Here is a 25,262-nt window from a genome sequence, read left to right on the forward strand (position 1 = left end):
ACTGAAGTTTATCAATTTTCTTATTACAATCCAGAGACCTTTACGCTTTACTGGTTTAATAACGATAATCAAATATATAAAATTACTTCTGATAATATTAAACTTATTGATAATGGTACTGATGGAGTATTATTTCTTTATCAGAGAGATTATACCCCCAATATTCTATCAATCGATGATAACGCGAGAAAACTATATGATGACTGCTCAGAACAACCGTTACTGGATAAGTACTTAATATCAAGGGTCAATTTTGAAGATAATGGTTTAACCTTAGCTGAAAAACAGCAATTGTTGGAATTATGGTTCTATAGTTTATTTTTTGAATCTATCATGCCAACAAAACCCATTTTGGCTATTTTAGGAGAAGCAGGTTCTGGAAAATCAATGACAATAAGACAGATTGGGAAGCTTCTGTTTGGCGATTCCTTCAATGTAATGTGTCTGACAAACGATGCCAAAGATTTTGATTCAGCTGTATCTAACAATTACTTGGTAGCAATCGATAATGTTGATACGAGCACTAAATGGTTAAATGATAAACTTGCAGCCATTGCTACTGGGACAGTTTTGCAGAAGCGAAAATACTACACTACCAATGATCAGGAAACCATTTCAATAAGATGTTTCTTAGCACTTACATCTAACAATCCACACTTCCGCAGAGAAGATATTACTGATAGATTGTTGCTTTTACGAGTTGCGCGTATTGAAAAATTCGTAAGTGAGGGAGTATTATTAAAAGAGATTTCAAACAACCGCCAAGAAATTTTAACAGAGATAGCATTCATTCTTCAAGAGATCATTCAATGTTTGAAAGAAGAAAGCGACAAACGTTATGGTTCGAATTTTCGAATGGCTGATTTCGCTGATTTTGCTATTAAGATTGGCAAAGGATTATTTTCAGAAGAGACTATTCGCGATATATTCATTAAACTCAAAAAAGAGCAATCAATGTTTACTTTAGAAAATGACGAAATTGTTGAATTATTATATTTATGGATAGATAGAAATCCTGCAGGTCGCGAGATAACAAGTTCCCAATTATGCAGTGAGTTATCATCGATAGCTGAAAATATTAATATTCCATTTTTCTATAAAGATAAACCCCGATCTTTTGCACAGAGATTATCAAGGCTAAAACGTAATCTGCAGGAGTTATTTGTTATAAATGAAAGGAAAGCTGGTGGTAATAAGAAATTCTATTCATTTAAGAAAAGGTGATTGTATGCTGATAGATTATAGAAACAACATTTCACCCTTTTCACTACTTTTAACACCCCTTTTAACTCTCGTAAGTGGTTGTGAGGTAAACAATAATGCTCATAAAGTTAAAAGAGTTAAAAGTTTTTTTTAATTTGATGGAAAAAATATGAAGGTTGGGATTAATTATATTAAAAAGTGAGAAAAAACTTTAACCATTTTAACTATCGTTGTATAATTTATTGTGATACAATATGATAGCAGAATTATAAGGCGGTTAAAAGGGTGAAAACAGTTAAAGGTTATCGAGGTAATTATGAAATTAGCTGAGATGATGAAACAAAGGCAAAAAAGAATAGCGATTGAAAATCAAGAGAAACTTGAGTGTTTATCGGCATATCTAAAAAGGTCATTAGACAATGAAATAAATCGACAAATCTCTTTAATTTCTTTGCAAACACTCATGCCAAGACAGAAGGTCGAGAACTATTACAAGTCGATAATCATCGAGCATATTAGCCAGGGCAATCACTCTAAAAAAATGGCAGAAAGCTCATATCAATTCAGCTAAGATATTAAGCACTTTAAAAATAAGGAGGGGATAATTGACAACATCAACCCAAAAGATAGAAGCTAATCGTAAAAACGCTAAGAAATCCACCGGCCCCAAAAATACATCATTAGTTCGATTAAACGCCATAAAACATGGTCTATTGAGCAAAGATACTGTGATTCAAAGTGAAAGTAAAAAAGAACTTCAAGAACTTGGCAAAAGATTGAGAATGGAATTAGCTCCGCAAGGTGAGTTGGAGATTATACTTGTTGACCGAATAGTATCATCTATATGGCGTATGAAAAGAGCTATCAGGGTCGAGCGGGATTATATACAAGCAGAATTTAATGATTGCAAATATAATTACAATGATAACGAAAGAGAAGATATTGAAGCTTGGAATAATGTGGCAACCAAAGAACTTGGTAATACCAACACCTGGCTTAATTTAACCCGCTATGAGACTGCGATTGAACGACAGATATATAAAGCTCTACATGAGTTGATGAGAATACAGAGCGCGCACAAAGGTGATAAGCCACTGCTTCCGCTTGCTGTAGATGTTGATGTGTCTAAGGATTGATAATCTGGCTTTGTTTTGAAAAATTAGTAATAAAAATGTAGCTTTTTTAAATTAGGTTAATATTTGTTTAGTGTCTTGAGAATCAATGGTTTATCTGAATTTGTTGCAAAAATCGAGGTTAACTTTTGTTAATGATTTAGGTAATTATTTGAAGAATATTATTTTCAGGTAGGCAGATAAAGATGGGCAGATACTCTTGGTCAAATAGAAATACAGTAGAAGAATGTGAAGCTATTTCAATATCTTGGTTACGACAACATGATTATCTTTGCGGATTCAGATCAGGTGTAATTGAATGGCGATCAGCCGGCGGACACAAAACAAGTGTCGGGATTGAAGTATCAGTTGATAAAATTAATACTTATGGAAGCTTTTTGAAAATCAATTATGATATAACTAAAAAAACAACCGGAGAGATACAGAATTATAATTACAAGGTTGAAATCGTTTCCACTCCATGCAATTATGGCGGCGCAAGATACTGGTTTATCTGTCCGCTTACTACCGATGGCCGGTATTGCGGAAGAAGAATAGCTAAACTTCACTTGGCACCTGGCAGTAATTATTTCGGTTGTAGGCATTGCCATAATCTCACTTATACAAGCTGTAAAGAACATGATAAAAGAGTTGACGCGCTGATGAAATATCCCGATTTATTGAACCGATTTTCATCAGAAGGCAATGTCAAGGATACTCTGTTAGTATTGAAAGCTCAAGCTAAATTGCTGGGCATGTAATAAAATTACAATCTTTATGTGAAATAGTAAATTAGATCCTTGAGCACAAACAAATTTACAATCCCAAAACTATATTACTTTTCTAATGGAAAGCTATACAATAGTGATCTGTAAGTATGTCAGATTAATTCTCATTATTTCAAATAAATAAGGGCTGCCGATTGACAGCCCTATGATAATTGTAAACATCTTTTACTCTTACAACCTATCAGCCGGACTTAGCCTTCTATGGCTTATCTGCAAGCCCTCCTGATTGACTATCTGATTGATATATCGCTGAGTTGTACTCAGGCTTGAATGTCCAAGCAGTATCTGTATATGCTGAGCGGGCATTTCGTGTTTAGCTAAGAAAGTAGCGGCAGAATGCCTCAGTAAGTGAGGGGAGACCTTTACACCGATTTTCTGGCCAAGTCTTCTGACAGTTCGCTGGAAATTGCGGGTCGAAATAAGCATACCACCTTTTGTACAAAATAAAAACTGCGATTCTATTTCATTACGATATTTTAGATATTTAAGAATTTCCCGTTTAGTTTTATTTCCAAACGGTACTATTCTTTCTTTGTTTCCTTTACCCAAAATTTTAATAGTTTTAAATTGCATATTGAGATTAGCCAGTTCTATTGTAAGAAGTTCGCTAAGTCTGATAGCGGTATCCCATAATAAAGTTATCATTGCTTTATCTCTAACATTGAATAATCCTTTTACCGGAATAGTTGAAATAAGCTTAGAAACCTTGTTTTCATCGAGTACGGGTTTAATCCTTTTGGGTTCTCGTATTTTAATTAGTTTAGCCATTGGATTGTCATCAACAACATCCTCCCTTATTAAAAATGAATAAAATACTTTCATGGCTTTGATATAATGATTAACAGTATAGGGTGATAGCCCTTCATTTAATCTCTCTAAAACATATTCCTTCACCTTCTGTCTGTCAACCGACATTAAATCACCATGTCGCTCTTCAATGTCTGATAAAAGTCGTTTATATTCTGAAATTACTTTGTCGGCTAAATTTCGATAGCGACAATCACTGATAAATGCTTCTACCAAGTCTGATGTTCTCTGAAACCTCATTATGTTACCTCCCAACGAGTTAGGTTGTTGTTTGAGAGCATCAGCTTCCCAAGCTGGACGTCGTGGGTTCGACCCCCATCACCCGCTGTGTAGTTTTTACCTGATGAAAACGAATACAGAAGTTAGTTGTAACCTAAAATTAAAACCGCCCGGCGACACTTACCGGACGGTTTCAGCAGGAGGAATGGAAATATACCACCCAAGGATAATAAACTATTATATTATTATTTATATTCTGCCTACTCGTTTTGCGTTATATCGATAGGAATTGCTAAAAGCAAGAGCTGCCAATAGGGCTATTACAACCTCTCCAAAGATAAAATAAGCAGTTGAGAAAATACCGAATTCAATAACAGAGATAATTATTAATCCCGCAATACTTACCGCCATGAGAGATATACAAGCATATAGCGATGATTTCAATGGCAACAGGCTGATAATCCCCGCTAAAATGATGACTGCCGAAATTACAAGTATAAACATTGCCCCTCCGTGATATTTCACAATAAATTACTTAAAAATAAATTATCGCAAAATAAATACCGAAAACCCCGGGAAGTTGATTCTGTTTTGTAATATATTGTGTATTATATAGATAGACGAGAGACTTCGGTTTATTTCCGGTTTAATTTGACGATAGTGAATAAATAAACCTGAATTATTATAGGATTGAATCGAATATTATGGGATTAAGGCTATTTATTTGTTCATGCAAATAACGCTGCTAATATCCCCATGAGGCTTGACTCCTTATGCATATTCTATATTTTGCGTATTTATAATTTGAAACATGGACTTAAACATTCTCGTATGAGGAAATAAAGAATATCTTACAGGAGGAAATAAATTGGCAGAAGAAAGAGTTTGTCCTGTATGGATTGGCTACCTATTAGCCAGCCCGATAAGGCGACTTTTCCAGAATCCGAAAAATATCCTTGGCAATCACATTAAGCCCGGCATGACAGCGCTGGATATCGGCTGTGCTATGGGCTTTTTCAGCCTCTGGATGGCTAAAGCGGTTGGGCCTGATGGGCGGGTTATCGGCGTGGATCTTCAGGAAAAAATGGTCAATTCTCTGAAACGCCGCGCTGAGAAAGCCGGTTTATCCAAACGTATAGAACCGCGTGTCTGCAGTGATAAAAGCCTTGAAATCGCCGACCTTTCCGAACAGGTTGATTTGGCTTTGGCATTTTATGTGGTGCATGAGGTGCCGAGTGTTTCCGGGTTTATTGACGAGGTGTATAAATCGTTAAAGCCGGGCGGCAGGTTTTTTGTGGTAGAGCCTAACGGTCATATATCCGCCGATGATTACCGCGCCAATGAAGCCATGATGCAAAAAGCAGGCTTCACGATTGTCGACCATCCCAAGATTAAACGCAGTTATGCGACATTATTTGCCAAGAATTGATAACGTCATTCCAAACTTGATTGGGAATCCAGTCTCAGTGGTTGGTGTACGTCCTCGTGCGCCAACTTTGCCGATGTCGTCAGGCAATCCACCGAGGCGGACTGACGACGCATGAATTCAATTTCTTGTTACCATTCCCCCTGTGATATCCGCGGATCATGAATAATCGCCCAAACAAATGACGGGCCTTGAACAAGATTGTTGATTTTACCAGGACCTTTAATAGGAACCAATTTACAAGCTTTTCCAAAATCAGATTTTGGTATCTGCCGATTAATGTGGTTGGGTTTTAATGTATTACCTGAAATTGTATAAGTAAATTCTTTACCCCTTATGGTATGGAAATGTTTCCCTTCATAACACATGATTCTTCCCCATACTTCTTCAAGTAGACTTTTAGGCATTTTATTTCTCCTTAATTTAAATTTGTTAAAACCTTTCTATTTGACATACTTTTCAACCGCCGTTCAGTGGTTGGTGTACGTCTTCGTGCACCAACTTTTAATAATAGTCAAGACTACAAGTCCGCCTTGGGCGGATTTACTTACTGTGCTGTTATTCATGTTAAGTGCTTTCAAAATTTAAGGATAAAGTCGTTTACCCATTTTCCTCTATGATAATTGATAGCGATACGGTATTTTGAAAAATTGTGTTTTTCTACTTTAATGCCACAATTTGCAAAGCAACCTCGTAATGCATCTGAATAATCGTTTGATAGAATATTGTATATTTTTGAGATATTATTCTCCTTTATATAATCTTTCAATATCCCGCATAGATTATTATCTCTCCACCAACGTTTCAGACTTTTTCCCTCGATTTTATTTTTCATTGCAACATTGTAATCACGTAGTGATTCATTCCACTTAACTAAACCGAACAATGCTGAAACTATAATCAAATCCAGTTTCGGGTTTCCTTCTAATTGTTGCCATGCATTATCTGTAATCTTGGAATACAATTTTCCGCAATATCTTCTATATGCTGGCATATACAGGACATCATTATTGTTTTGCGGGCTATCCCCAACATCTAGATCATTTGGAAGGTTGAAGTTTTCAAGTAGTATTTTCCTTAAATTAATTAATTTACTTTTATCATCTAAATAATTTAGGATTGATTTATCATTATCATAATTATTATCTCCGCCTTCTTGTTTAGAACCACAACAAGGTATTAAAATTAATGATTTACACATTTTAGCCTCCAATTTTATTATCAAGAATTTACGCCTCCATTGCATTAATGTAATGTTCGAACACCTTGAAAAAACTCACATCATAAGGTCCTTCAATTCCATTAATTTGCCATAGGCCTGATTCTCTAATCTGACATCTGCGCGATGATCTCCCAAGCCAGTTTTTCGATGGTTTATCAGGATTTTTCCGATCACTCAATAGTACAATAATATTATTTTCTAAATATTTTCTATCGTTGCCGTTGTTAGATATATGTTTATTATTATCGCTTTCAGGGTCAACCCTAAGAACTAAGAATGGTAGATTTCTTATATATCTGCTATCTTTTTCTTCAATGTCTCTTTCTCCAAATCGTATTTCCGCATTCGCAGATGTACCAACACCCCATGTTGGGTAATCCAAACCATCTCTTTTGATCATGGTTTCACCGACTAATTTCCTGAAGACTGAGCCTCGATGATTTCCCCCCATATTATTATTGCCTTTATGCTGCTTTAATCGACCCCACAAAGTAGATTTGCCAATGCTTTTTTTTATGGCATGAGTTCCAACTCGGACAACTCTTAAGTTATCAGAATCAAAACGTTTTTCGTTTTCATCGAAGAAGAAGTAAATTCCACGTTTACATTTTTTCCAATAAGGCAACCGGCCATCGCAATTTGCTAATTTTATATCACTCCAATTTTCAAATCTAAGCTTTTTTGAACATATCTTTTTTATCTTTTCTAAATACTTATAAAATAGATTTAAGTCATCCATGGCATATCTTCTCCTTACATTACATTTAATGTGCGCTTTCATTTTCAAATAAATTCATTCAAAGTTAAAATCTCAACATCTCCCAATTGCCGATATGACCGTTTTGATGCATATGATTGCTTTGGCCACCCTTGCAGCTACCGCAGATTATTTTCCCACAGGACTCACATCTATAAAAAGGACTGGTTTCAAATGGGCTGCGACCGCATTCTGAGCATAATACGTTTTGTTTATCCATAACACCTCCTTTTTTTAATACAATCATCGGAATTATCGGCTTTTCCATTTTGTAATTTAATAAATAGCTTGTTATACATTATAGGCCTTACATAATTTGTTGTTATTTGGCTAACATATCACAAATTTTTGTGTTTCACTGTTTCATATTTTGTTGACAGGAAGAAGTAGTCAGTAGGGCAGGAGTCACCGACTCCTGCCTCTTTGAGCCACTCCTGAATATGACTGGTGTATGTCCTTGAGTACCTGTATTGTTATCAGATGAAAGGCGTATGCAATACGCCCCTACGCGAAAATATTTCAGTGGTTGGTGTACGTCCCCGTGCACTAACTTCCGGTGGTTGGTGTACGTCCTCGTGCGCCAACATTAGTTAACCGTAGGTCGGGTTCCGACCGGAGTGAGAAACCCGACAACTCTACCGCAATAAATAATATTAATCAATATCTTAATTGCATTCACCATCCATTAATAGTACATTGCTATCATGCTAAAAATAGCCAAAATAATACCCGGCTCGCCTGCCGATACTGGATCAATAAAACCCGGCGATATACTTCTTAAAATCAATGACCATGATGTAGCAGATATAATCGACTACCGCTATCATGAGGCCGATAATATCCTGTTGCTTCAGCTTATACGAAATAGCCGGAAATATAATGTCGAAATCATCAAAGAAATCGACCAGCATGCCGGAATGGAATTTCATCCCGATAAAATAATCCGATGTAAAAATAACTGCATATTTTGTTTCTGTCACAACAATCCCAAACAGCTCCGCCGTACACTGTATATAAAAGATGATGATTACCGCTATTCGTTCCTTCACGGAAGCTTTATTACTTTGACTAATCTCTCGGAACAAGATATCCAGCGGATAATCGACCTGAGGCTGTCGCCGCTGTATGTATCGGTCCAGGCAACCGATGATGCTGTTCGTCGTCTGCTTTTCGGGAAAAAGACTGTGCCGCCGGTCATGCCGATACTCAGGCGTTTTGCCGAAAATAATATTTCGTTTCACTGCCAGGTAGTAATTGTGCCCGGTTATAATGACGGCAAAATCCTTAATAAAACTGCCGCCGACTTAGCCGAATTAAAACCGTATGCCGCCTCGCTGGCGGTTGTGCCGGTAGGACTGACAAAGTTCTCAAACCCAATTCTTAAAACGGTAGGGCCAAAAATATCTGCCGGGCTAATAGGCGATGTTAATAGACTGCGCAAAAAATACGGCCATAAAAACAATCATTTCGCCTATGCCGCAGATGAGCTTTTTATCAACGCCGGTATTGACATTCCCTCCGAAAGCTACTATGATGAATTCCCCCAAATTGAGAATGGAGTCGGGATGGTAAGAGATTTTTTAAATACATTTAAACGAAAATTACCCTCGAAAGTAAAGGGCTGCTGGATAACCGGCAAATCAATGATAAAAATCTGGCGGGGATATATATTGCCCCGATACGGCTTTAAAATCAAACTTATACCGGTATCAAATACGCTTTTCGGCAAAAAGGTTTCCGTCTCAGGCTTATTGCCGGGCAAAGATATTGCTGATAAACTGCGTAAACTGAGATTGAAAAACGAACCTGTAATTATCCCGCCAAATTGCTTGAATGACGACGGGCTTTTAATCGATGACTTCACTATGGACGATATCGAATCGATAACCGGAGCGAAAGTTATTCAGGGCAGCTACAATTTTGGCGAAACCGTGAGAATGGTATCATGAGTATGGACAATATCGAAAGCGATAATATAATTTCAAACCGGCCGATTGTCGCCATAGTAGGCCGTCCCAATGTGGGCAAATCAACGCTGTTTAATCGTATGATAAAACAGCGCAAGGCTATAACTGATGACCGCCCCGGCATAACCCGCGACCGCGTTTACGGCGATTGTTTCTGGAATAAACGCGAATTTATATTAATCGACACGGGCGGTTTTATCCCCCGCAGTTCGGAGATGATTGCCTCGTTAGTAACTCAACAGATAACTTTAGCTATCGACCAATCCGATTTAGTGCTGTTTCTGCTTGATAATAAAGTCGGCGTTCAGACTGTCGATGAGGAAATCGCGGCTATCCTCAAACGCGGCGGGAAACGAGTAGTAGTAGCGGCTAATAAAACCGATTCATTAGAGCAAACTGCCGATACTGCCGAGTTCTATAAATTAGGCTTGGGCGATGTTTATCCTGTTTCGGCCTCAACCGGAATGCGAACCGGCGATCTTCTTGATGCCGTAGCCGCTAAGCTTCCCCCGCCAGTCGAGGAAAGCAAGGCTGAAGACGCTCTAAAAGTCGCCATTGTCGGCCGTCCGAATGTCGGCAAGTCGTCGCTTTACAACGCCATTCTCGGCGAGAAACAGCAGATTGTTACTGAGATACCCGGCACAACCCGCGATTCTGTCGATAGCCTTATTGAAATAAACGGCAAACGCTTCATGTTTATCGATACAGCCGGCCTTCGTCACAAAAGAAGATACCCTGATATCGTCGAGTATTTCTCATCCTTGAGAAGTTTAAGAGCAATTGAACGGTCGGATATTGTGCTGGTAATTGTCGATACCAAAAGGGGAATCACCAATGGCGATATTAAAGTTGCTGCTAATGCCGAATCAATGGGGCGCGGGATAATATTTATCGCCAATAAATGGGACCTGGTTAAGGGAACCGAACAGTTCACATTCAAACAGTCAATCTATGAAAAAACTCCCAGCCTGAAATATATCGATATAGTATTCACCAATGCGCTTAAAGGCATCGGTTTGGAAAAAGTCATCAAAAACATTATAGAGGTCGAGAAACAGTTCAATAAGCGGATTAGCACCTCCGAACTGAATACATTTTTGGAGAAAATAGTCAAGGAGAAGCATCCGCCGGCAAAGGCAGGTAAATTTATCAAATTTTATTATATAACTCAGGCTGAACGTAAACCGCCTACGTTTATAATATTTTGTAATTTCCCCAAATTCATTGAAGAACCATACCAGCGTTATATAACTAATAAACTTAGGCAGGAGTATGGTTTTAGAGGCGCACCGCTTTTAATATTTTTTAAGCCGCGGAAAAAAGAATGATAAGTTTGATAGCGATAGTCATATTATCATACATAGTTGGTTCATTTCCCACCGGTATAGTTTTTGGCAAGCTATTTAAGGGTATCAATGTTCGCCAGTATGGCTCGAAAAATATGGGCGCAACCAATGTCTTTCGCGTGCTCGGCGCCAAACTTGGAATATCTGTACTTCTGTTAGATATGCTGAAAGGGCTTATCGCCACTTTGATTATCAGCAGTATCAATTTGGGTGATTTATCCATAGCTGTTCACTGGCTTAAAATCATTGCCGGCTTCTCCGCAATATTCGGTCATATTTTTCCGGTCTGGATTAAATTCAAAGGCGGTAAAGGCATTGCAGCTGCCGCCGGAGTGTTCTTTGGGCTGATACCTATTGAGGCTGGTTTGGCGATTATGTTTTTTATAATTGTTGTATTTTTTACAAGATATGTATCTTTGGGCTCGATACTGGCATCGATTTTTATACCCTGCGCTTTAGTTGTTGAAAAAATATACCTTGGCGCTCCTATTCATGATTCATATATGATTCTGGCAATAATATTGGCGGTTACCGTATTGATTACACATCGGCAGAATATCAAACGGCTTTTAAGGGGAGAGGAGAATAAATTCGGTAAAAAGCTAAAGGCGTTTAATGTAGTTAATAATGAATAATTGAATGTTATTGATGGTGAAAAAAATAAGCAGGGCAGTCCGCCGCGGCGGACGACTCCTGCCTATTAGAGGCTGTTAATAGTGAGCATAAACGATGATTATATTGGAAACAGAATAGGCAGGTCTCGGAAAGACCTGCCCTACATAGCTACATAGCTGGTGCACGAGGACGTACGCCAGCCACAAATAATTGATAATGGAATTTTATAGATGGCGATAAGATGAGGGATGAATAAATTGAAAAAAATAACGGTATTCGGAGCAGGAAGCTGGGGGATTGCCATCGCAATCTTGATACATCAAAACGGCTATAAAGTTAGCCTCTGGGAGTTTTTCAAGGAAGACTGCGAAAAAATCCGAAAAAACAGAGAACAGCCGGATAAGCTCCCCGGTATAAAAATACCCGCTGAGATAGATATTACCAACGATCTGCAATCTGCTTTTGCCGATACAAACGGCGTCGTTTTAGCCGTACCGTCGCATGTGATGCGGGCAACTGTTCGTTCGGCAAAAGACTATATAAACGATCATATCGAGTTTATTGTCAGCCTTGCTAAGGGCATAGAAAACACCACATTAAACAGAATGTCTGAAGTATTACTTCAAGAACTGCCTGAAGCCTGCCATAACTGCATCGCCTCGCTTTCAGGTCCCTCGCATGCCGAGGAGGTGTCGCGTTTTATTCCCACGACAGTAGTCTCCGCCGCCAATGATATTAACATTGCCGAAAAAGTGCAGGCTGTTTTATCATGCCCTAAATTCAGAGTTTATACCTCGACCGACCTTATCGGTGTAGAGCTTGGCGGCTCTCTAAAAAACGTGGTGGCGATTGCCGCCGGTATGATCCATGGTCTTAAGCTTGGCGACAACACTATGGGCGCGCTTATCACGCGCGGGATGGCTGAGATGGTTCGCTTAGGCAGGAAAATGGGAGCTGACCCGATGACTTTCGCCGGCTTATCCGGTATCGGCGATTTGATTACTACCTGCATCAGCCGTCACTCGCGCAACCGTTATGTTGGCGAACAGCTTGGCAGAGGCTTCAAAATAGATGAGATTCTTAGCTCGATGAAAATGGTAGCGGAGGGCGTGAAGACGACGGAATCTGCTTACCAATTAGCTAAACAATATAATGTCGATATGCCGATTACGACAGAAGTGTACAATATAATATTCGATAATAAAGACCCGCGGATTGCTCTTGATGATCTAATGACACGCGCCCTCAAGCCGGAGATATGGTTGTAAATGCTCGTGGGCGGCATTCGCCACAGGCGGACTCGTCTGCCCCTTTTCGATTGATTCCTGTGTGTATGTCCAAACAAATATCATAAGACATCAGAAATAATACTTGAAATATATTCTATAAAGAATCATATTATATATGTAATCATATAATTATTAGAAAGGATAATAATCTTGGCAAAATTCGACTTTGAAAAAGCGATGAAGAAACTCGAAAATATCATCTATGACTTGGAATCCGGCAATCTGAGCTTGGATGAATCAATCAAAATGTTCGAGGAAGGGGTCGAATTATCAAAACAATGTCATAAAAAACTAACCGAGACAGAGGCAAAAGTCAAACAGCTGATAAAAACCGAAAGCGGCGAATTCGAACTCAATCTGTTTGCGGAAGAGGATGAATAGGTTTTGAAAAGATTCGGCATAATAGCTCATACCAAAAAACCCAATGTTGCGCGAACAGCTAAGGTCATTATCGAATGGCTGAAAAGCCATGACCTTGAATACTGTCTTTGTGATGAACTTGCTGAGGTTATTGATGAAAAGTATCATGTGAAGCCATTGTCTGAAATCTGGCAAAACATCGATTGCGCCTTATCGCTGGGCGGCGATGGCACCATGCTGTCATCGATAAGAGCAGTCGGCCATCAAGGTGTACCGGTTTTCGGTATAAATGTTGGCCGTCTCGGTTTTCTTACCGAAATACTTGCCCAGGATATTCCAATGGCGCTTGAGAGGTTGAAAAACGATGATTATGATATTGAAGAGCGGACGGTTCTGCAGCTATATATCGCAGATTGTGATGTCAATAAGCATTATGCTTTAAACGATGTTGTTTTAGACCATGGCGAAAGCACGCATCTGATTAAGCTTGATTTATATTGCAAAGATCACAGCGGCAATAACCAGTTTGTATGTTCCTATAACTCTGATGGTTTGATAATCTCGACGCCTACCGGCTCCACAGCCTACAACCTTTCCGCTGGCGGGCCGGTTATACATCCTCATTTAGGGGCGATTATAGCTAACCCGATTTGCCCTCATTCGCTTGCTTTAAGGCCAATAATATTTAGCGATGACAGCGAATTAATTATCAAAATAGCTTACAACAATATAGATGCGCGTTTGACTATCGATGGTCAGATTAAATGCCAATTTAGCGTCGAATCTGAGATTGTGATAAAAAAGGCACCTCACAAAGTTAAGCTTATCAGAATAAAAGGCTTTTCATTTTTTGAGGTTCTGCGAACAAAACTTCACTGGGGAGCAAGGCCCCTGACATCTGATAATGCTTAAAACATTACGAATCAGCGACTATGCTTTAATAGATAATCTCATGATAGAGTTTAAGCCCGGCTTAAATATCTTTACCGGCTCAACCGGCGTGGGCAAGTCAATTATTTTTGGCGCTCTAAGTTTAGCGATGGGAGAAAGAACCTCAGATGAGGTCATTCGAACCGGCGCAAAATCTGCAACAGTTGAAGCGGAATTCTCGTATGATAAAATAAACAAACTGCCTTTTGAAATGGCAGGTGATTCTGAATCTCTGATAATTAGAAGGGAGATTAACAATCAGGGGCGAAGCCGCGCTTATATTAATAATCGACTGGCAACGCTTGTTAATCTTAAAGCTATTGGCTCAAACCTGATTGATATAATCGGCCAGCATCGGCAGAAAGGTCTGACAGATTCAGCCAGCCATCAGGATATTTTAGACCTGTACGCCGGCTTAAAAAATGAACTTGAGCAGTTGAGGAAATTATTTAATAAGCACAATAAGCTTAAATCAGAATATGAGAAACTGAAAATAAAACAGAAAGAATCAGAAGACGAAAAAGAACTATTGGAATTTCAGATAAAAGAAATTGAACAAGCCTCGCTTATAAAAAATGAGGAAGAACAGCTAAAAAAGGAAAAACAGCAATTGCTAAACGCCGAGGCGATAAAACTATCATGCCAGATAAGCGGCCGCAGCCTTTTTGATGAGGACGGCTCTGCTTTTGAACGTTTCAAGAATTCCGCTAAGGAGCTTGAACGAATCGCTAAATTCAGCAATCGGGCGGAAGTCATCAGAAACAAGCTTGATGAACTGTCGATTAATCTCGATGAAATTGGCATACAGCTGCGAGGCCTTGGCGACAGTTATGAATTTGACGAAGCAAAGCTTGATATTATCGAAGACCGGTTAGCTCTGATAAATAAACTCAAACGCAAGTATGGCAACACCATTGAAGAAATACTGCGTTTTGCCGATGATGCTGTCAATAAAGCGGCGGTATTTAGCAATGATAATCAGGAAATTAAAAAACTTGCTGATGAGTTAAAAACCTCTCAGCAACAGCTCTTTTATAAGGCGGCTGAAATTTCTCAAAAAAGAAAACAGGCCGCGCAAAAGCTGGAAAAGGAAGTAGTCAAGCATCTGACCGATATGGCTATGAAGGATGCAGCTTTCAAGGTAGATTTCTCTGTAAAAAATGATGTCGATGGTCCCTATATTGACGGTTCAACTAAGCTTGCCGGCAGTGAATCCGGTTATGATAATATCGAATTGTTAATATGCGCCAATCCCGGCGAACAGCTTAAACCGCTTTCAACTACAGCCTCAGGCGGCGAGTTATCGCGGATTTTATTGGCCATTTGTTCGGCTTTAGTCGATGCTTTCCCGAAAGAAACTCTTGTTTTCGATGAAATAGATACCGGTATATCCGGGGAGGTTGCGGTAAAAGTTGGCCGGAAACTTCAAAAACTGGCGGAAAACAGACAGGTAATCTGCATAACACACCTTCAACAGCTTGCCAGCAGGGGAGAGGAACACTTTAAAGTTTATAAGGGTAGAAGCAAGGGGCGGTATGTTACCCGCATAAAGAAACTAGAGGGCGACCAGCGTATAGCTGAGATAGCCCGCCTTCTGGCAGGCGAGAAAATCAGTGATATTGCCCTCGATGGAGCCGCAAAACTATTAGAAGAAGGACGCGGCTGAATGAGACTTATATTAATGGATAAAAACAGATGAAAAAAATATCGCCATTACCAAATATCATGTCAATTATCCGAGTATTTTTGGCTCCGTTTTTATTTTTCTCAATTAAGAATAGTAATATTATGCTAATCGTCATTATTGCGGCAATAGCGATTCTAACCGATATTTTGGATGGGTTCTTAGCCCGCAAGCTTGATTCAATCACCGAAAAAGGAAAGATACTCGATCCTCTGGCAGATAAGATATGCATTGCCGCCGCCGCCATAGCCGCCGCTTTGTATGGCGACTTGCCGCTAATGCTCTTGGTTGTTATTATAGCTCGCGACTTGGTCATAACTGTTGGCGGGCTTTCTATAATAAAAACAAAACATGAGATACCCGTATCGAATTTCTGGGGCAAAATAACTGTTATAGTACTTTCAGCGGCATTAATTATATATGTTTTCAAGTTTAATCAATTTTACATGGTTGCGTTTTGGGCTGTTATTATATTTGTAATTGCATCATTGATAAGTTATTTTTTTACCGGTTTAAAGTTCATTTCAAATAACAAATTGAATAATATTTCCTGCTGAGTGTATGTATATAAAGAGAGAAAAATAGGTATGGTTATTTTAAAATCATTTAACTGTTCTAATAAGGAGGACAAATGATAAGATGTAAGTATTTAATTGCCGTAATACTGATTATGCTATTAGCGGTGCCATCAATTGCTAAAAAGGTTAAAACTGCCAGCAATAAAGACAATATCCTTACTGACCTTAGATACCATTATACGATGGATATTCTTAAAAACTGGAAGATTAAAACATTTAAGGAAAAAGAAGAAAAACCTGAAGTTTTAAGGGCTTTATTGATACAAAAGAATTATCGAGTTAACAAGGAAGCTAAAAATTTAGATGCCGATTTTACCAGGCCGGAAATCCAAATTTTTGCCCGTAAGGATAATATCACCATAGAAGAATTTGCAGAGCTTTTAAAAACCGATGTCAAGGCGCATAATTCGAAAGATGAGATAATTAACCAGCTTAATCTTTTGCTGTCAGGAGAATACATTGATATGCAAACCATAGAGTTTGGCGGCGAGAAAGCAGCTCAGATGTTTTTCAAGCGGCGCTGGGAACGAATACTACAAGGTGATCCCGAAGACCCAAGATACAGACACTCTGGCGGCAGAATTGTCAGGGATGTTATCGATGTTCAGGAAATTTATATTCTTAATCATAATGGGAATTTAATTGTAATACAGGCATGTTCCGAATTTGAATTCTATGATACTCTTAAAAACGAAATTTTCAATATCGTCTCATCAATAGAGTTTAAAGAAGCAGTATCGTTAGAAACGGATAATAAATAACGATTCCTTATAGTTTATTTAAGTCGGGGCTGGAAAACCCCGACCATCAAGTGGTTATATTGATAACCACAGCTTGATAGCCCCGACTTTCCAGTCGGGGTTGATACTATGCCGGATTTTTCAAAAAACATATTAGGCAAGCAAATCAGTTTCGATAACACATTGAGGCCTCAAGTCCCTGTTTGACTTTGGCAATAATCGTTTTGATTTTAAATGGTTTGTTTAGAACATCAAAAATATTTGTTTGCTGAATCCATGTATTGTCCATTTCAAGTCTTAAGCCGGACATGAGAATTATCGGTATATTGGGGTATATAATATCAAATTTTTTAGCTAAAGCTAAGCCATCCTCAGTTGGAAGGCCGTAATCGATAATTGCTAAATCGATAGTTATATTTTTAAGTATATCTAAAGCTTCCTCGCTGCATGATGCGGTATAAGAGATATAATTCTGGGTATTCATTATTCCTATGATAACATCCCTGACAGTTTCCTCGTCCTCAACAATAATTATTGTATTTTTCTCGTTTATGTTCATACTATTATTAACATCGGGCAATTTACACACATCAATATACCTTGATTTTAATTCCCCTTCCCGTTATTTAGTTGAATCTGGTATTAATCTATTAACTTAATGAGATACAGCTGCTTTTCAGATAGGGCCAACTAATATTGAAATCAATAACAACAATTATTCATTACTATTTCAGTTGTCAAACATTATCAGTAGTTTTACCGCTAATTTAACAAGAAAGTGATTGTTTTTATTTTGTCAAGTAATTTATAACAAGTTATCAACATATTTTAAAGTCCTTTAATTTATAATGAGTTTGATGAAATTATTTCGTTCTTTTTAGCTTCAATAAAAAACATGTCGCTAAAAATATGCTGTTGGGTAGGGGTAGCCAACAGCCTATAAAACTTTTTGGGGCAACTCCGTTCATTAAATATCTTGACATTAGCTGTAATAAGTATCAGTTTTAATAAACTGTGAAACAGGATTGAGGCAGTATTTTTTATGGTTAATATAAAGACAAGCGAATAGCAAATATGAATGTCTCCCTCGGCGCTAAATATATTATAGCCACTACATTATTCTTCGCTCTTATGAACACAGGTGTTAAATTCATTCCCTATATACCAGCTTCCGAGATTGTTATGTTTCGAGCGCTGGTTACACTAATTGTCGTTTATATTTTAATCCGTCGAGAGGGCTTAAACCCCTGGGGCAACAATAAGCGTCTGCTCATAATGAGGGGATTGACAGGCACTGTTGCTCTGCTGACATATTTCTATATTCTTCAAAATATGCCATTAGCCAGCGCCGTAACAATATTGAATTTATCGCCAATATTTACAATAATTATCGCCGGAATAATGCTTCGCGAACCGGCTCGACCGATTCAATGGCTATTTTTCTTTGTTTCTTTTATCGGCGTTCTTATGATTAAAGGCTTTGATCATCGAGTATCGGGATTTGACCTTATAATAGGCATCACAGCCGCTGCTTTCTCGGGACTGGCTTATAATTTCATACGCAAGCTCAAAGACTATGACCATCCCCTGATAGTGGTTTTTTATTTCCCGATGGTAACAATTCCAATTGTCTCGATATATGCAATCCCACGCTGGGTTATGCCGAATTTTGTTGAGTTTCTGATATTAATCGGCATAGGAATATCCACTACGGCGGCGCAGTATTGTATGACCAAAGCGTACCATCTCGAAAGGGCATCCAACATCAGTAATTTCAATTACTTAGGCATTATCTACGCCTTGTTTATTGGCTTTTTTATTTTTAACGAATCAATCGGTATTTTAGGAATTTTAGGGATAGCACTGATTGTTTTCGGCGTAATCATGGGCTCGAGATATGGTCAGGTATCTGATAGATAGGTTTTGCGGGAATAAATATCAGTAATAATTGTATTAATATCAAGATGCTTTTTAAATATAATAATTTGAAACTCAATTGTCAGCAAGGAGCTGAATATATTTTTTATGATTGTAGTTGGCATATGTCTTCTACTGCTAGCTGGCGCACGAGGACGTACACCAGCCACATATATCAGGATGCTGTATTTGTATAATATTTTTATATTTTATTTTATCAGCAAGGAAGATGAATCTTTTCTGTTAAAAGTTCTTGCATAGGCTGACAAGTTTAATTAAATTAGTCAGGTTTTATAACATGGGGGAAGAGGTGATAATAGTTAAATGGTTTTGGGGTGGGTTTGAAAACACCCTGCAAGTAAGGCGATTGGATAATTAGGAGGATAAATTGATGAGAAAATTATTTTGCATAGCTATTGCGCTGCTAATTTCAACAGGCATTGCTTTCGCTCAGAATGATGAGCAGACAACTTATGATTTTGGTTTCAGGGGATTAAGCAATATCTCTGATTTGGATGCATTCTATGATTTCAACTCATCCGGTTTTGGCGCCAAATCAAAAGCGATGGGCGGTGTTCATCTCGCTTTCGGTAATGATGGCTTCAGTTCTTTTCTAAATCCTGCAACAATGATATATACAAATAAATCATTGATGTCTCTGGACGTTGTCAATTCTCGCGATAAAATCGCCGGCAATTCTTTTATGGGCAATTGCGATATCGACGGTGAACATACAAGATTAATTCAGGCGGGCGCAGTTGCGCCATTTACCTATCTCGATAGAGATTGGTGGTTTGGCGGCAGCTATCGAACCGTCTATGACCTCCATTATAATTTGATCACACCAGATTATAATTTTATTACACTTAAAAATAATGACGACACTTTAGATATTGAGAGCAACGTTAATGCAGAACAAAACAGAGGAATTGACGCTATTAATGTGGCCATTGCTGCCAATCCTCACCCAAATGTAGCAATGGGACTAAATATGAATGTTTTCATAAGAGGCTACAGAGAAAATAGATGGCTTAATTTCGCAGCAGATGATTATAGTCAGGCTGATTCTACCGATTCAAGCATAAGTCACCAATGGGATAAATCGACTTTTTCGGGTATTAATTTCGATTTAGGCATATTATTAGATTTTGATATGGTCAAAGCCGGTATAACTGTATCTACTCCATTTACATTAAACCAGAGCGTGCTGTTTTTAGAGCAGCCAACTGACGACAATGGTATTGTTGGTTTTGGATTATACAATCGCTTAGAAGCAAAACATAAATTCCCGATGACATTCGCCGGCGGATTGGCTTACATGCCTATGGAAAATTTAACGGTAGCCGCTGATTTTGAACATAAGCCATTTTCAAAAATCACCATTGATGTTGATCTTGAATCCGATTTATGGACAGATATTGATAATTATAGTCCCATGTGGGAAGATTTGACTCAGATGAGATTTGGCGTCGAGTATTTAATGGATGCCGGTTTCGCTCAAGTACCCTTAAGAGCAGGTGTTCAAAACCTTCCCGGATTGACCAAATCCTACTCCAGAATCGTTGATTATACGGAAAATTATATAGATTCTCTATATGTAAATCATGACATTACCGTACAAGACTCCATAACATTTGGCGACCAGCTAAATACTTACCTGATATCATTTGGTACCGGCCTAAAATTCGAGAAAATCTGGTTTGATATTGCCTATCAGTTTGGTTCATCCGAGTATGACCCGGTAGAAATTGAAACTTATTACAATTCAGATTCTTACAATAGCCCTTTCGGACCATTAAGTGATCCTAATGGTACTCTTAACAATACAGTTTATTTAAATCCAACTAAGTTGGAGTATTCACGTCTCTATTTTTCGGTAGGAATGCTTTTCTAAGCTAATTTGATAAATATTAGATATTTTGAAAGGGCTGTTTCGGCAGCCCTTTTTTTATGTGGGTTGCATCCGCCTAAGGCGGACCCCTCAGATACTTTGCAGCACGTAGGGGCGTAACCGCCAATGGCGGACGCTCCTACGCGAAGCCTTTACAAATTAATGACTTATACATGTGCTGTCTGAAGTTGCTTCCGACAGAAATAGTAGGGCAGAAGTCCCCGACTTCTGCCTATTAAATGGCAGGTCTTGGGAAGACCTGCCCTGCTTGCTAACTGCATATCATCGCCTATTGGTGCACGAGGACGTACACCAACCACGTTAATGCCAGCACATGGTTTCCGGTACACTTTTCTGCTATTATATTATGTGCTGTCGGTTTATATGTGCTGTCGGAAGTTACTTCCGACAGCTGGCATAAAAAGCACAGGTTATCTTGGTAGGCTGTTTCTGCTATTTCAACAACACCATCCGCTTAGACTCAGCCATATCGCCAGCCTGCAAATGATAAAAGTACATCCCGCTGGATAAGTTCGAGGCGTCAAATGGAACGGTATGCTGTCCTGCTTGTCTATCCCCATCAATAAGCGTCCGAATTTCCCTGCCAAGCAAGTCGTAGACTTTGAGCGTTACGAATTGCGGATGCTCGATAGCGAATGAGATTGTGGTTGTCGGGTTGAATGGGTTGGGGTAGTTTTGGGATAAAGTAAAGCTGTAAGGTAAAACAATATTTCTATCAGAAATATCTAAATGTTCTTCACAGCCAATTCCAAAAGCTCCAATATTAACAGTGCTATCGGGATTGCCCAGCGAATCACATCTGGCTTCAACACATGGCGAGTTTTCAGTCAGCCAGTAGGATTGGAATAGTAGCAAAATATTTCACCACCATATCTAGGTTGAAGAAAAGCATTAGTACCGATTCCATTCTGTATAGTAAATCCCTGAAGTACTGAAGTCGAATCCTCCTCATTTAAGAAACAAACAACACTCCTAGTATCTGCAACACCCAACACCAAAGTATCAGCATCAATAATAGTATTCTGAATATGCATCGTATCGCCATCTAACATAAACTCGCTTGTGAGAAAAATACCTTTGCCATAGAAGTGTTAATTCGCTCAAAGTAATGTCCCTCTGCTACCAGCACCGTATTGCCATCTGAACTGGCGTTAATGGCCGCTTGAATAGTGTCGTAATCTGCCGGCACATTGATAATTGTCGCTGAAACCGGCAGATAAGCCAGCACAACGAATACAACCGCTAAAACCATCAATTGTTTTGATTGAGCAAACATTATATCTCCCAAAGGCTATGGAAAAAGTTACATTAAGGCTTTCCTAATCTATTTATATCATTATAACATATTGGAATCAGTTGTCAATATATTAGCAGGGCAGGTCTCCCCGAGACCTGCCTATTTTGGGATATCCTATAAAAACATATAAGCTTATTTCAAACTATTAGCTAATGTCCTTAAATAGTCAGGAGTCTGAGACTCCTGACCTACAACTAAGGCGGATGCCAGCACAGGAAGGGTGATATATACCGCCGTGAGTAGGGACGTCCGCCATTGGCGGATGTCCCTACGAGTTTAGATAACAATATTTCCCCCGCAAATAGCAGTTGACATCAACTTAACCGACCTATATAATAAAACCTTAAATCAGAATAACGGTTATAATTTCCGTCATTCTGACGATTAGATTTTTTATACAACAATGTTGATTACCGTACCGTATGTAAATCTTAAAACGATATGGCAGCAAGAGGTACAAAATGAAAAGCAAGCCCCCAAAACACTATCCCTTTGATGAGATTGAACCTAAATGGCAGAAAATCTGGAGCGAAAAAGGTCTATATACGACCAATCTCGATGATACTGAGAAGAAATTATATACTCTTGTGATGTTTCCCTATCCATCAGGCGAAAAGATGCATATCGGACACTGGTACAATTATGGGCCAACCGATACCTGGGCGCGTCTGAAAAAGATGCAGGGCTATAATGTGTTTTTTCCTATCGGCTATGATGCTTTTGGGTTGCCGGCGGAAAATTTTGCTATCAAACATAAAGTGCATCCGGCAATATCGACCAAGCAAAATATCGGTTATTTCCGTTCGCAATTTAAGCAAATCGGCTCGATGATAGATTGGAACTCCGAGTTCGCCACCTCCGACCCTGAATACTACAAATGGACGCAATGGCTGTTTATCAAGCTGTTTGAAAATGGGCTTGCCTATCGCAAAAAAGCGCCGGTTAACTGGTGCCCCAAATGCCATACGGTGCTGGCCAATGAGCAGGTTCTTGATGGTTTGTGCGAACGCTGCGAATCTGAGGTTACCAAGAAGGACCTGACCCAGTGGTTTTTCAAAATCACCGACTATGCCGACCGTCTGTTGGCTGACCATAAGAAGCTTGACTGGCAGTCGAAAACAATCACCATGCAGAAAAACTGGATTGGCAAATCTGTCGGCAGTGAAATAATTTTCACACACAAGGAAACGGGGGAGAGGATACCGATTTTCACTACTCGTGCCGACACTCTTTTCGGCGTAACTTACATGGTGCTGGCTCCGGAGCATCCGCTTGTAGAAAAGGTAACAACCGCTGATAACAAACAGCAGGTTGAGGAATATCAGAAACAGACACGTAAAGCCTCGGATATTGACCGCATGTCGGCTACCCGTGAAAAAACCGGCGTGTTCACCGGCGCCTACTGTATAAATCCGATAAACGGCGATAGCGTCCCAATCTGGGTTGCCGACTATGTGCTGTATTCCTACGGCACCGGCGCAGTTATGGCAGTTCCCGGTCATGACCAGCGAGACTGGGAGTTCGCCACGAATTTTAATCTGCCAATCAAACCGGTGATAGCTCCGAAAGGCAAGTCTGAGGTAGATCTGTCTGAATGTGCATACGAGGAATACGGCGTGATGATAAACTCCGGCGATTTTAGCGGGCAATCTTCAGAGGATGGCATGATAAATGTAACCGCCAAACTCGAAAGAAATAAAATGGGTAAAAGCACGGTGAATTACCGTCTGCGCGACTGGCTGATTTCCCGTCAGCGATACTGGGGAGCGCCGATACCGATAATATTCTGCAATGCCTGCGGTGAGGTGCCAGTACCGGAAAGCGACCTGCCGGTTCTTCTGCCTGATATCGATAATTACAGCCCGACAGAAGAGGGCGAATCACCGCTGGCTCGTTCTGATGAGTTTGTCAATGTGCCATGCCCGAAATGCGGCAAGCCAGCGAAAAGATCGGTTGAGACAATGGATACTTTCGTGGATTCAGCCTGGTATTTCCTGCGTTATCCCGATGCTAATTACAGCGAAGGTATGTTTAATCCCAAACGAGTAAAGCAGTGGCTGCCGATTGATTTTTATGTCGGCGGCGCCGAGCATTCCTGCACTCATCTTATTTATGCCCGGTTTATAACTAAAGTCCTGCATGATTTGGGTTATATCGATTTTGATGAACCGTTTCTGAAATTGCGGCATCAGGGAATTATTTCCACTAAAGGAGCTAAGATATCGAAATCTAAGGATAATGTTATCAACCCGGATAGCTTTATCGACAGGTACGGCTCGGATACATTTAGAATCTACCTGATGTTTATGAGCTCCTACACCGAAGGCGGCGATTGGGATGATTCTGGTATAAGCGGGGTTGCCAGATTTTTGGGCAGAGTCTATCGCTTGATGGAAAAATATTTGGATGACATTAAATCAATAAACGGCATATCATACAATAACATAACAAGTAATGACGATGAGCTAAAGTATTACTTGAACTACACCATCAAGAAAGTCGGCGAGGATATCAATTCGCTCGATTACAACACAGCTATTGCCGCTATGATGGAGTTTTTAAATTTGCTGTATAATCGCTCGGAGAATGGCGATAAATCCGAATTGTTCAGATACTCGCTTCTGAAATATATCCAGATTCTGGCGCCATTCGCTCCGCATTTTTCGGAAGAATTCTGGTCGCGTTTAAAAAATCCTATTGAGAACATGTTTAATTATAAATCGATATTCGAAAGCAGTTGGCCTGAGTATGATCATAAAGCTCTGATTAAGCAAACTATAACAATGGTGGCTCAGATTAATGGCAAGCTTCGGGCTTCGTTTGATGTTGCCAAAGATATTTCTAAAAATGATTTTCTGGAACTGATTAAAAAGGATGAGAAGGTATCCCGTCATCTTGAAGATAAATCGGTTATCAAAGAGATATTTGTGCCGGGGAAATTAGCGAATATTGTTGTGAAGTGAATGCAGGCAGAAGCAGCATTAAAAATGCAACACAACATCGTCAGCTGCTTAAGATATATCAAGATAATTTAAACCGGAGAAGAAGAGGGTATTAAATAGCATTTAAGGAATAATATATATTATTCCTTAA

General features: G+C 39.2%; 26 protein-coding genes. 17 read left to right on the top strand and 9 right to left on the bottom strand.

Annotation, left to right across the window (positions count from 1 at the left end; translation table 11 throughout):
* From J7K40_03490 to J7K40_03505, 4 genes are all read left to right on the top strand, one after another.
* Window positions 1–1,224 (top strand): ATP-binding protein (locus J7K40_03490; protein MCD6161461.1); only part of this gene is annotated, 1,224 nt, incomplete at its 5' end.
* A gap of 295 nt (window positions 1,225–1,519) precedes the next feature.
* Window positions 1,520–1,774 carry a hypothetical protein gene (locus J7K40_03495; GenBank protein MCD6161462.1) on the top strand — a complete coding sequence of 85 codons (255 nt, stop codon included), beginning with the start codon at window positions 1,520–1,522 and terminating at the stop codon, window positions 1,772–1,774.
* A gap of 34 nt (window positions 1,775–1,808) precedes the next feature.
* Window positions 1,809–2,339, top strand: a complete 531-nt coding sequence (locus J7K40_03500; protein MCD6161463.1) for a hypothetical protein — start codon at window positions 1,809–1,811, stop codon at window positions 2,337–2,339.
* Window positions 2,340–2,521: 182 nt separating this feature from the next.
* Window positions 2,522–3,076: a hypothetical protein gene (locus J7K40_03505; protein ID MCD6161464.1), complete on the top strand. Its 555-nt coding sequence runs from the start codon at window positions 2,522–2,524 to the stop codon at window positions 3,074–3,076.
* A gap of 198 nt (window positions 3,077–3,274) precedes the next feature.
* Here the strand turns inward: J7K40_03505 and J7K40_03510 are convergent, their stop codons facing one another.
* Together J7K40_03510 and J7K40_03515 are read right to left on the bottom strand one after the other, a co-directional pair.
* The gene (locus tag J7K40_03510; protein ID MCD6161465.1) at window positions 3,275–4,150 is read right to left on the bottom strand and encodes a tyrosine-type recombinase/integrase; all 876 of its coding nucleotides are present in this window, start codon (window positions 4,148–4,150) and stop codon (window positions 3,275–3,277) included.
* Window positions 4,151–4,378: 228 nt separating this feature from the next.
* Window positions 4,379–4,633, bottom strand: a complete 255-nt coding sequence (locus J7K40_03515) for a hypothetical protein (GenBank protein ID MCD6161466.1) — start codon at window positions 4,631–4,633, stop codon at window positions 4,379–4,381.
* 364 nt (window positions 4,634–4,997) lie between these two features.
* Between J7K40_03515 and J7K40_03520 the strand changes: the two genes are divergently transcribed.
* Window positions 4,998–5,558, top strand: a complete 561-nt coding sequence (locus J7K40_03520) for a class I SAM-dependent methyltransferase (protein ID MCD6161467.1) — start codon at window positions 4,998–5,000, stop codon at window positions 5,556–5,558.
* 128 nt (window positions 5,559–5,686) lie between these two features.
* Here J7K40_03520 and J7K40_03525 read toward each other — a convergent pair whose 3' ends face one another.
* The 3 genes from J7K40_03525 to J7K40_03535 form a co-directional block, all read right to left on the bottom strand.
* On the bottom strand, window positions 5,687–5,962 hold the full coding sequence (locus J7K40_03525) for a hypothetical protein (GenBank protein ID MCD6161468.1): 276 nt from the start codon (window positions 5,960–5,962) through the stop codon (window positions 5,687–5,689).
* Window positions 5,963–6,132: 170 nt separating this feature from the next.
* Complete coding sequence (gene yaaA / locus J7K40_03530) at window positions 6,133–6,756, bottom strand: peroxide stress protein YaaA (protein MCD6161469.1); 624 nt, start codon at window positions 6,754–6,756, stop codon at window positions 6,133–6,135.
* Between the two features lie 28 nt (window positions 6,757–6,784).
* Complete coding sequence (locus tag J7K40_03535) at window positions 6,785–7,516, bottom strand: hypothetical protein (protein ID MCD6161470.1); 732 nt, start codon at window positions 7,514–7,516, stop codon at window positions 6,785–6,787.
* Between the two features lie 722 nt (window positions 7,517–8,238).
* On the opposite strand from J7K40_03535, the gene J7K40_03540 reads away from it, so the two are divergent.
* The 9 genes from J7K40_03540 (at window position 8,239) to J7K40_03580 (ending at window position 17,064) form a co-directional block, all read left to right on the top strand.
* Window positions 8,239–9,483, top strand: a complete 1,245-nt coding sequence (locus tag J7K40_03540; GenBank protein MCD6161471.1) for a DUF512 domain-containing protein — start codon at window positions 8,239–8,241, stop codon at window positions 9,481–9,483.
* On the top strand, window positions 9,480–10,829 hold the full coding sequence (gene der / locus J7K40_03545; protein MCD6161472.1) for a ribosome biogenesis GTPase Der: 1,350 nt from the start codon (window positions 9,480–9,482) through the stop codon (window positions 10,827–10,829). The genes J7K40_03540 and der overlap by 4 nt, the downstream gene beginning before the upstream one ends.
* Window positions 10,826–11,482, top strand: coding sequence for a glycerol-3-phosphate 1-O-acyltransferase PlsY (gene plsY, locus J7K40_03550; protein ID MCD6161473.1), 657 nt, complete (start codon window positions 10,826–10,828; stop codon window positions 11,480–11,482). Before der ends, plsY begins: the two co-directional genes overlap by 4 nt.
* Window positions 11,483–11,710: 228 nt before the next feature.
* Window positions 11,711–12,730 carry an NAD(P)H-dependent glycerol-3-phosphate dehydrogenase gene (locus tag J7K40_03555; GenBank protein ID MCD6161474.1) on the top strand — a complete coding sequence of 340 codons (1,020 nt, stop codon included), beginning with the start codon at window positions 11,711–11,713 and terminating at the stop codon, window positions 12,728–12,730.
* Window positions 12,731–12,901: 171 nt separating this feature from the next.
* On the top strand, window positions 12,902–13,132 hold the full coding sequence (xseB, locus tag J7K40_03560) for an exodeoxyribonuclease VII small subunit (protein MCD6161475.1): 231 nt from the start codon (window positions 12,902–12,904) through the stop codon (window positions 13,130–13,132).
* A gap of 3 nt (window positions 13,133–13,135) precedes the next feature.
* Window positions 13,136–14,023 (top strand): NAD(+)/NADH kinase, encoded by an 888-nt coding sequence (locus tag J7K40_03565; protein ID MCD6161476.1) that lies wholly within the window; start codon window positions 13,136–13,138, stop codon window positions 14,021–14,023.
* Window positions 14,016–15,707, top strand: a complete 1,692-nt coding sequence (recN, locus tag J7K40_03570; GenBank protein ID MCD6161477.1) for a DNA repair protein RecN — start codon at window positions 14,016–14,018, stop codon at window positions 15,705–15,707. The genes J7K40_03565 and recN overlap by 8 nt, the downstream gene beginning before the upstream one ends.
* Window positions 15,708–15,736: 29 nt before the next feature.
* Window positions 15,737–16,282, top strand: a complete 546-nt coding sequence (locus J7K40_03575; GenBank protein ID MCD6161478.1) for a CDP-alcohol phosphatidyltransferase family protein — start codon at window positions 15,737–15,739, stop codon at window positions 16,280–16,282.
* Between the two features lie 74 nt (window positions 16,283–16,356).
* The gene (locus tag J7K40_03580) at window positions 16,357–17,064 is read left to right on the top strand and encodes a hypothetical protein (protein MCD6161479.1); all 708 of its coding nucleotides are present in this window, start codon (window positions 16,357–16,359) and stop codon (window positions 17,062–17,064) included.
* Between the two features lie 145 nt (window positions 17,065–17,209).
* Here J7K40_03580 and J7K40_03585 read toward each other — a convergent pair whose 3' ends face one another.
* Window positions 17,210–17,602 carry a response regulator gene (locus tag J7K40_03585; GenBank protein MCD6161480.1) on the bottom strand — a complete coding sequence of 131 codons (393 nt, stop codon included), beginning with the start codon at window positions 17,600–17,602 and terminating at the stop codon, window positions 17,210–17,212.
* Between the two features lie 542 nt (window positions 17,603–18,144).
* Here J7K40_03585 and J7K40_03590 point away from each other — a divergent pair.
* Window positions 18,145–18,963: a DMT family transporter gene (locus J7K40_03590; GenBank protein MCD6161481.1), complete on the top strand. Its 819-nt coding sequence runs from the start codon at window positions 18,145–18,147 to the stop codon at window positions 18,961–18,963.
* Between the two features lie 388 nt (window positions 18,964–19,351).
* Window positions 19,352–20,854 (top strand): hypothetical protein, encoded by a 1,503-nt coding sequence (locus J7K40_03595; protein MCD6161482.1) that lies wholly within the window; start codon window positions 19,352–19,354, stop codon window positions 20,852–20,854.
* A gap of 450 nt (window positions 20,855–21,304) precedes the next feature.
* Here the strand turns inward: J7K40_03595 and J7K40_03600 are convergent, their stop codons facing one another.
* Genes J7K40_03600 through J7K40_03610 form a run of 3 tightly spaced genes read right to left on the bottom strand, consistent with a single transcriptional unit; the run spans window position 21,305 to window position 22,148 of the window.
* Window positions 21,305–21,727 carry a T9SS type A sorting domain-containing protein gene (locus tag J7K40_03600; GenBank protein ID MCD6161483.1) on the bottom strand — a complete coding sequence of 141 codons (423 nt, stop codon included), beginning with the start codon at window positions 21,725–21,727 and terminating at the stop codon, window positions 21,305–21,307.
* The gene (locus J7K40_03605) at window positions 21,700–21,924 is read right to left on the bottom strand and encodes a hypothetical protein (GenBank protein MCD6161484.1); all 225 of its coding nucleotides are present in this window, start codon (window positions 21,922–21,924) and stop codon (window positions 21,700–21,702) included. The genes J7K40_03600 and J7K40_03605 overlap by 28 nt, the downstream gene beginning before the upstream one ends.
* On the bottom strand, window positions 21,918–22,148 hold the full coding sequence (locus J7K40_03610; protein ID MCD6161485.1) for a hypothetical protein: 231 nt from the start codon (window positions 22,146–22,148) through the stop codon (window positions 21,918–21,920). Before J7K40_03610 ends, J7K40_03605 begins: the two co-directional genes overlap by 7 nt.
* 482 nt (window positions 22,149–22,630) lie before the next feature.
* Here J7K40_03610 and J7K40_03615 point away from each other — a divergent pair, with 482 nt between their 5' ends.
* Window positions 22,631–25,132 carry a leucine--tRNA ligase gene (locus tag J7K40_03615; protein ID MCD6161486.1) on the top strand — a complete coding sequence of 834 codons (2,502 nt, stop codon included), beginning with the start codon at window positions 22,631–22,633 and terminating at the stop codon, window positions 25,130–25,132.
* The last annotated feature ends 130 nt before the right edge of the window (window positions 25,133–25,262 follow it).

The organism is Candidatus Zixiibacteriota bacterium (assembly GCA_021159005.1).
Lineage (GTDB): Bacteria > Zixibacteria > MSB-5A5 > UBA10806 > 4484-95 > JAGGSN01.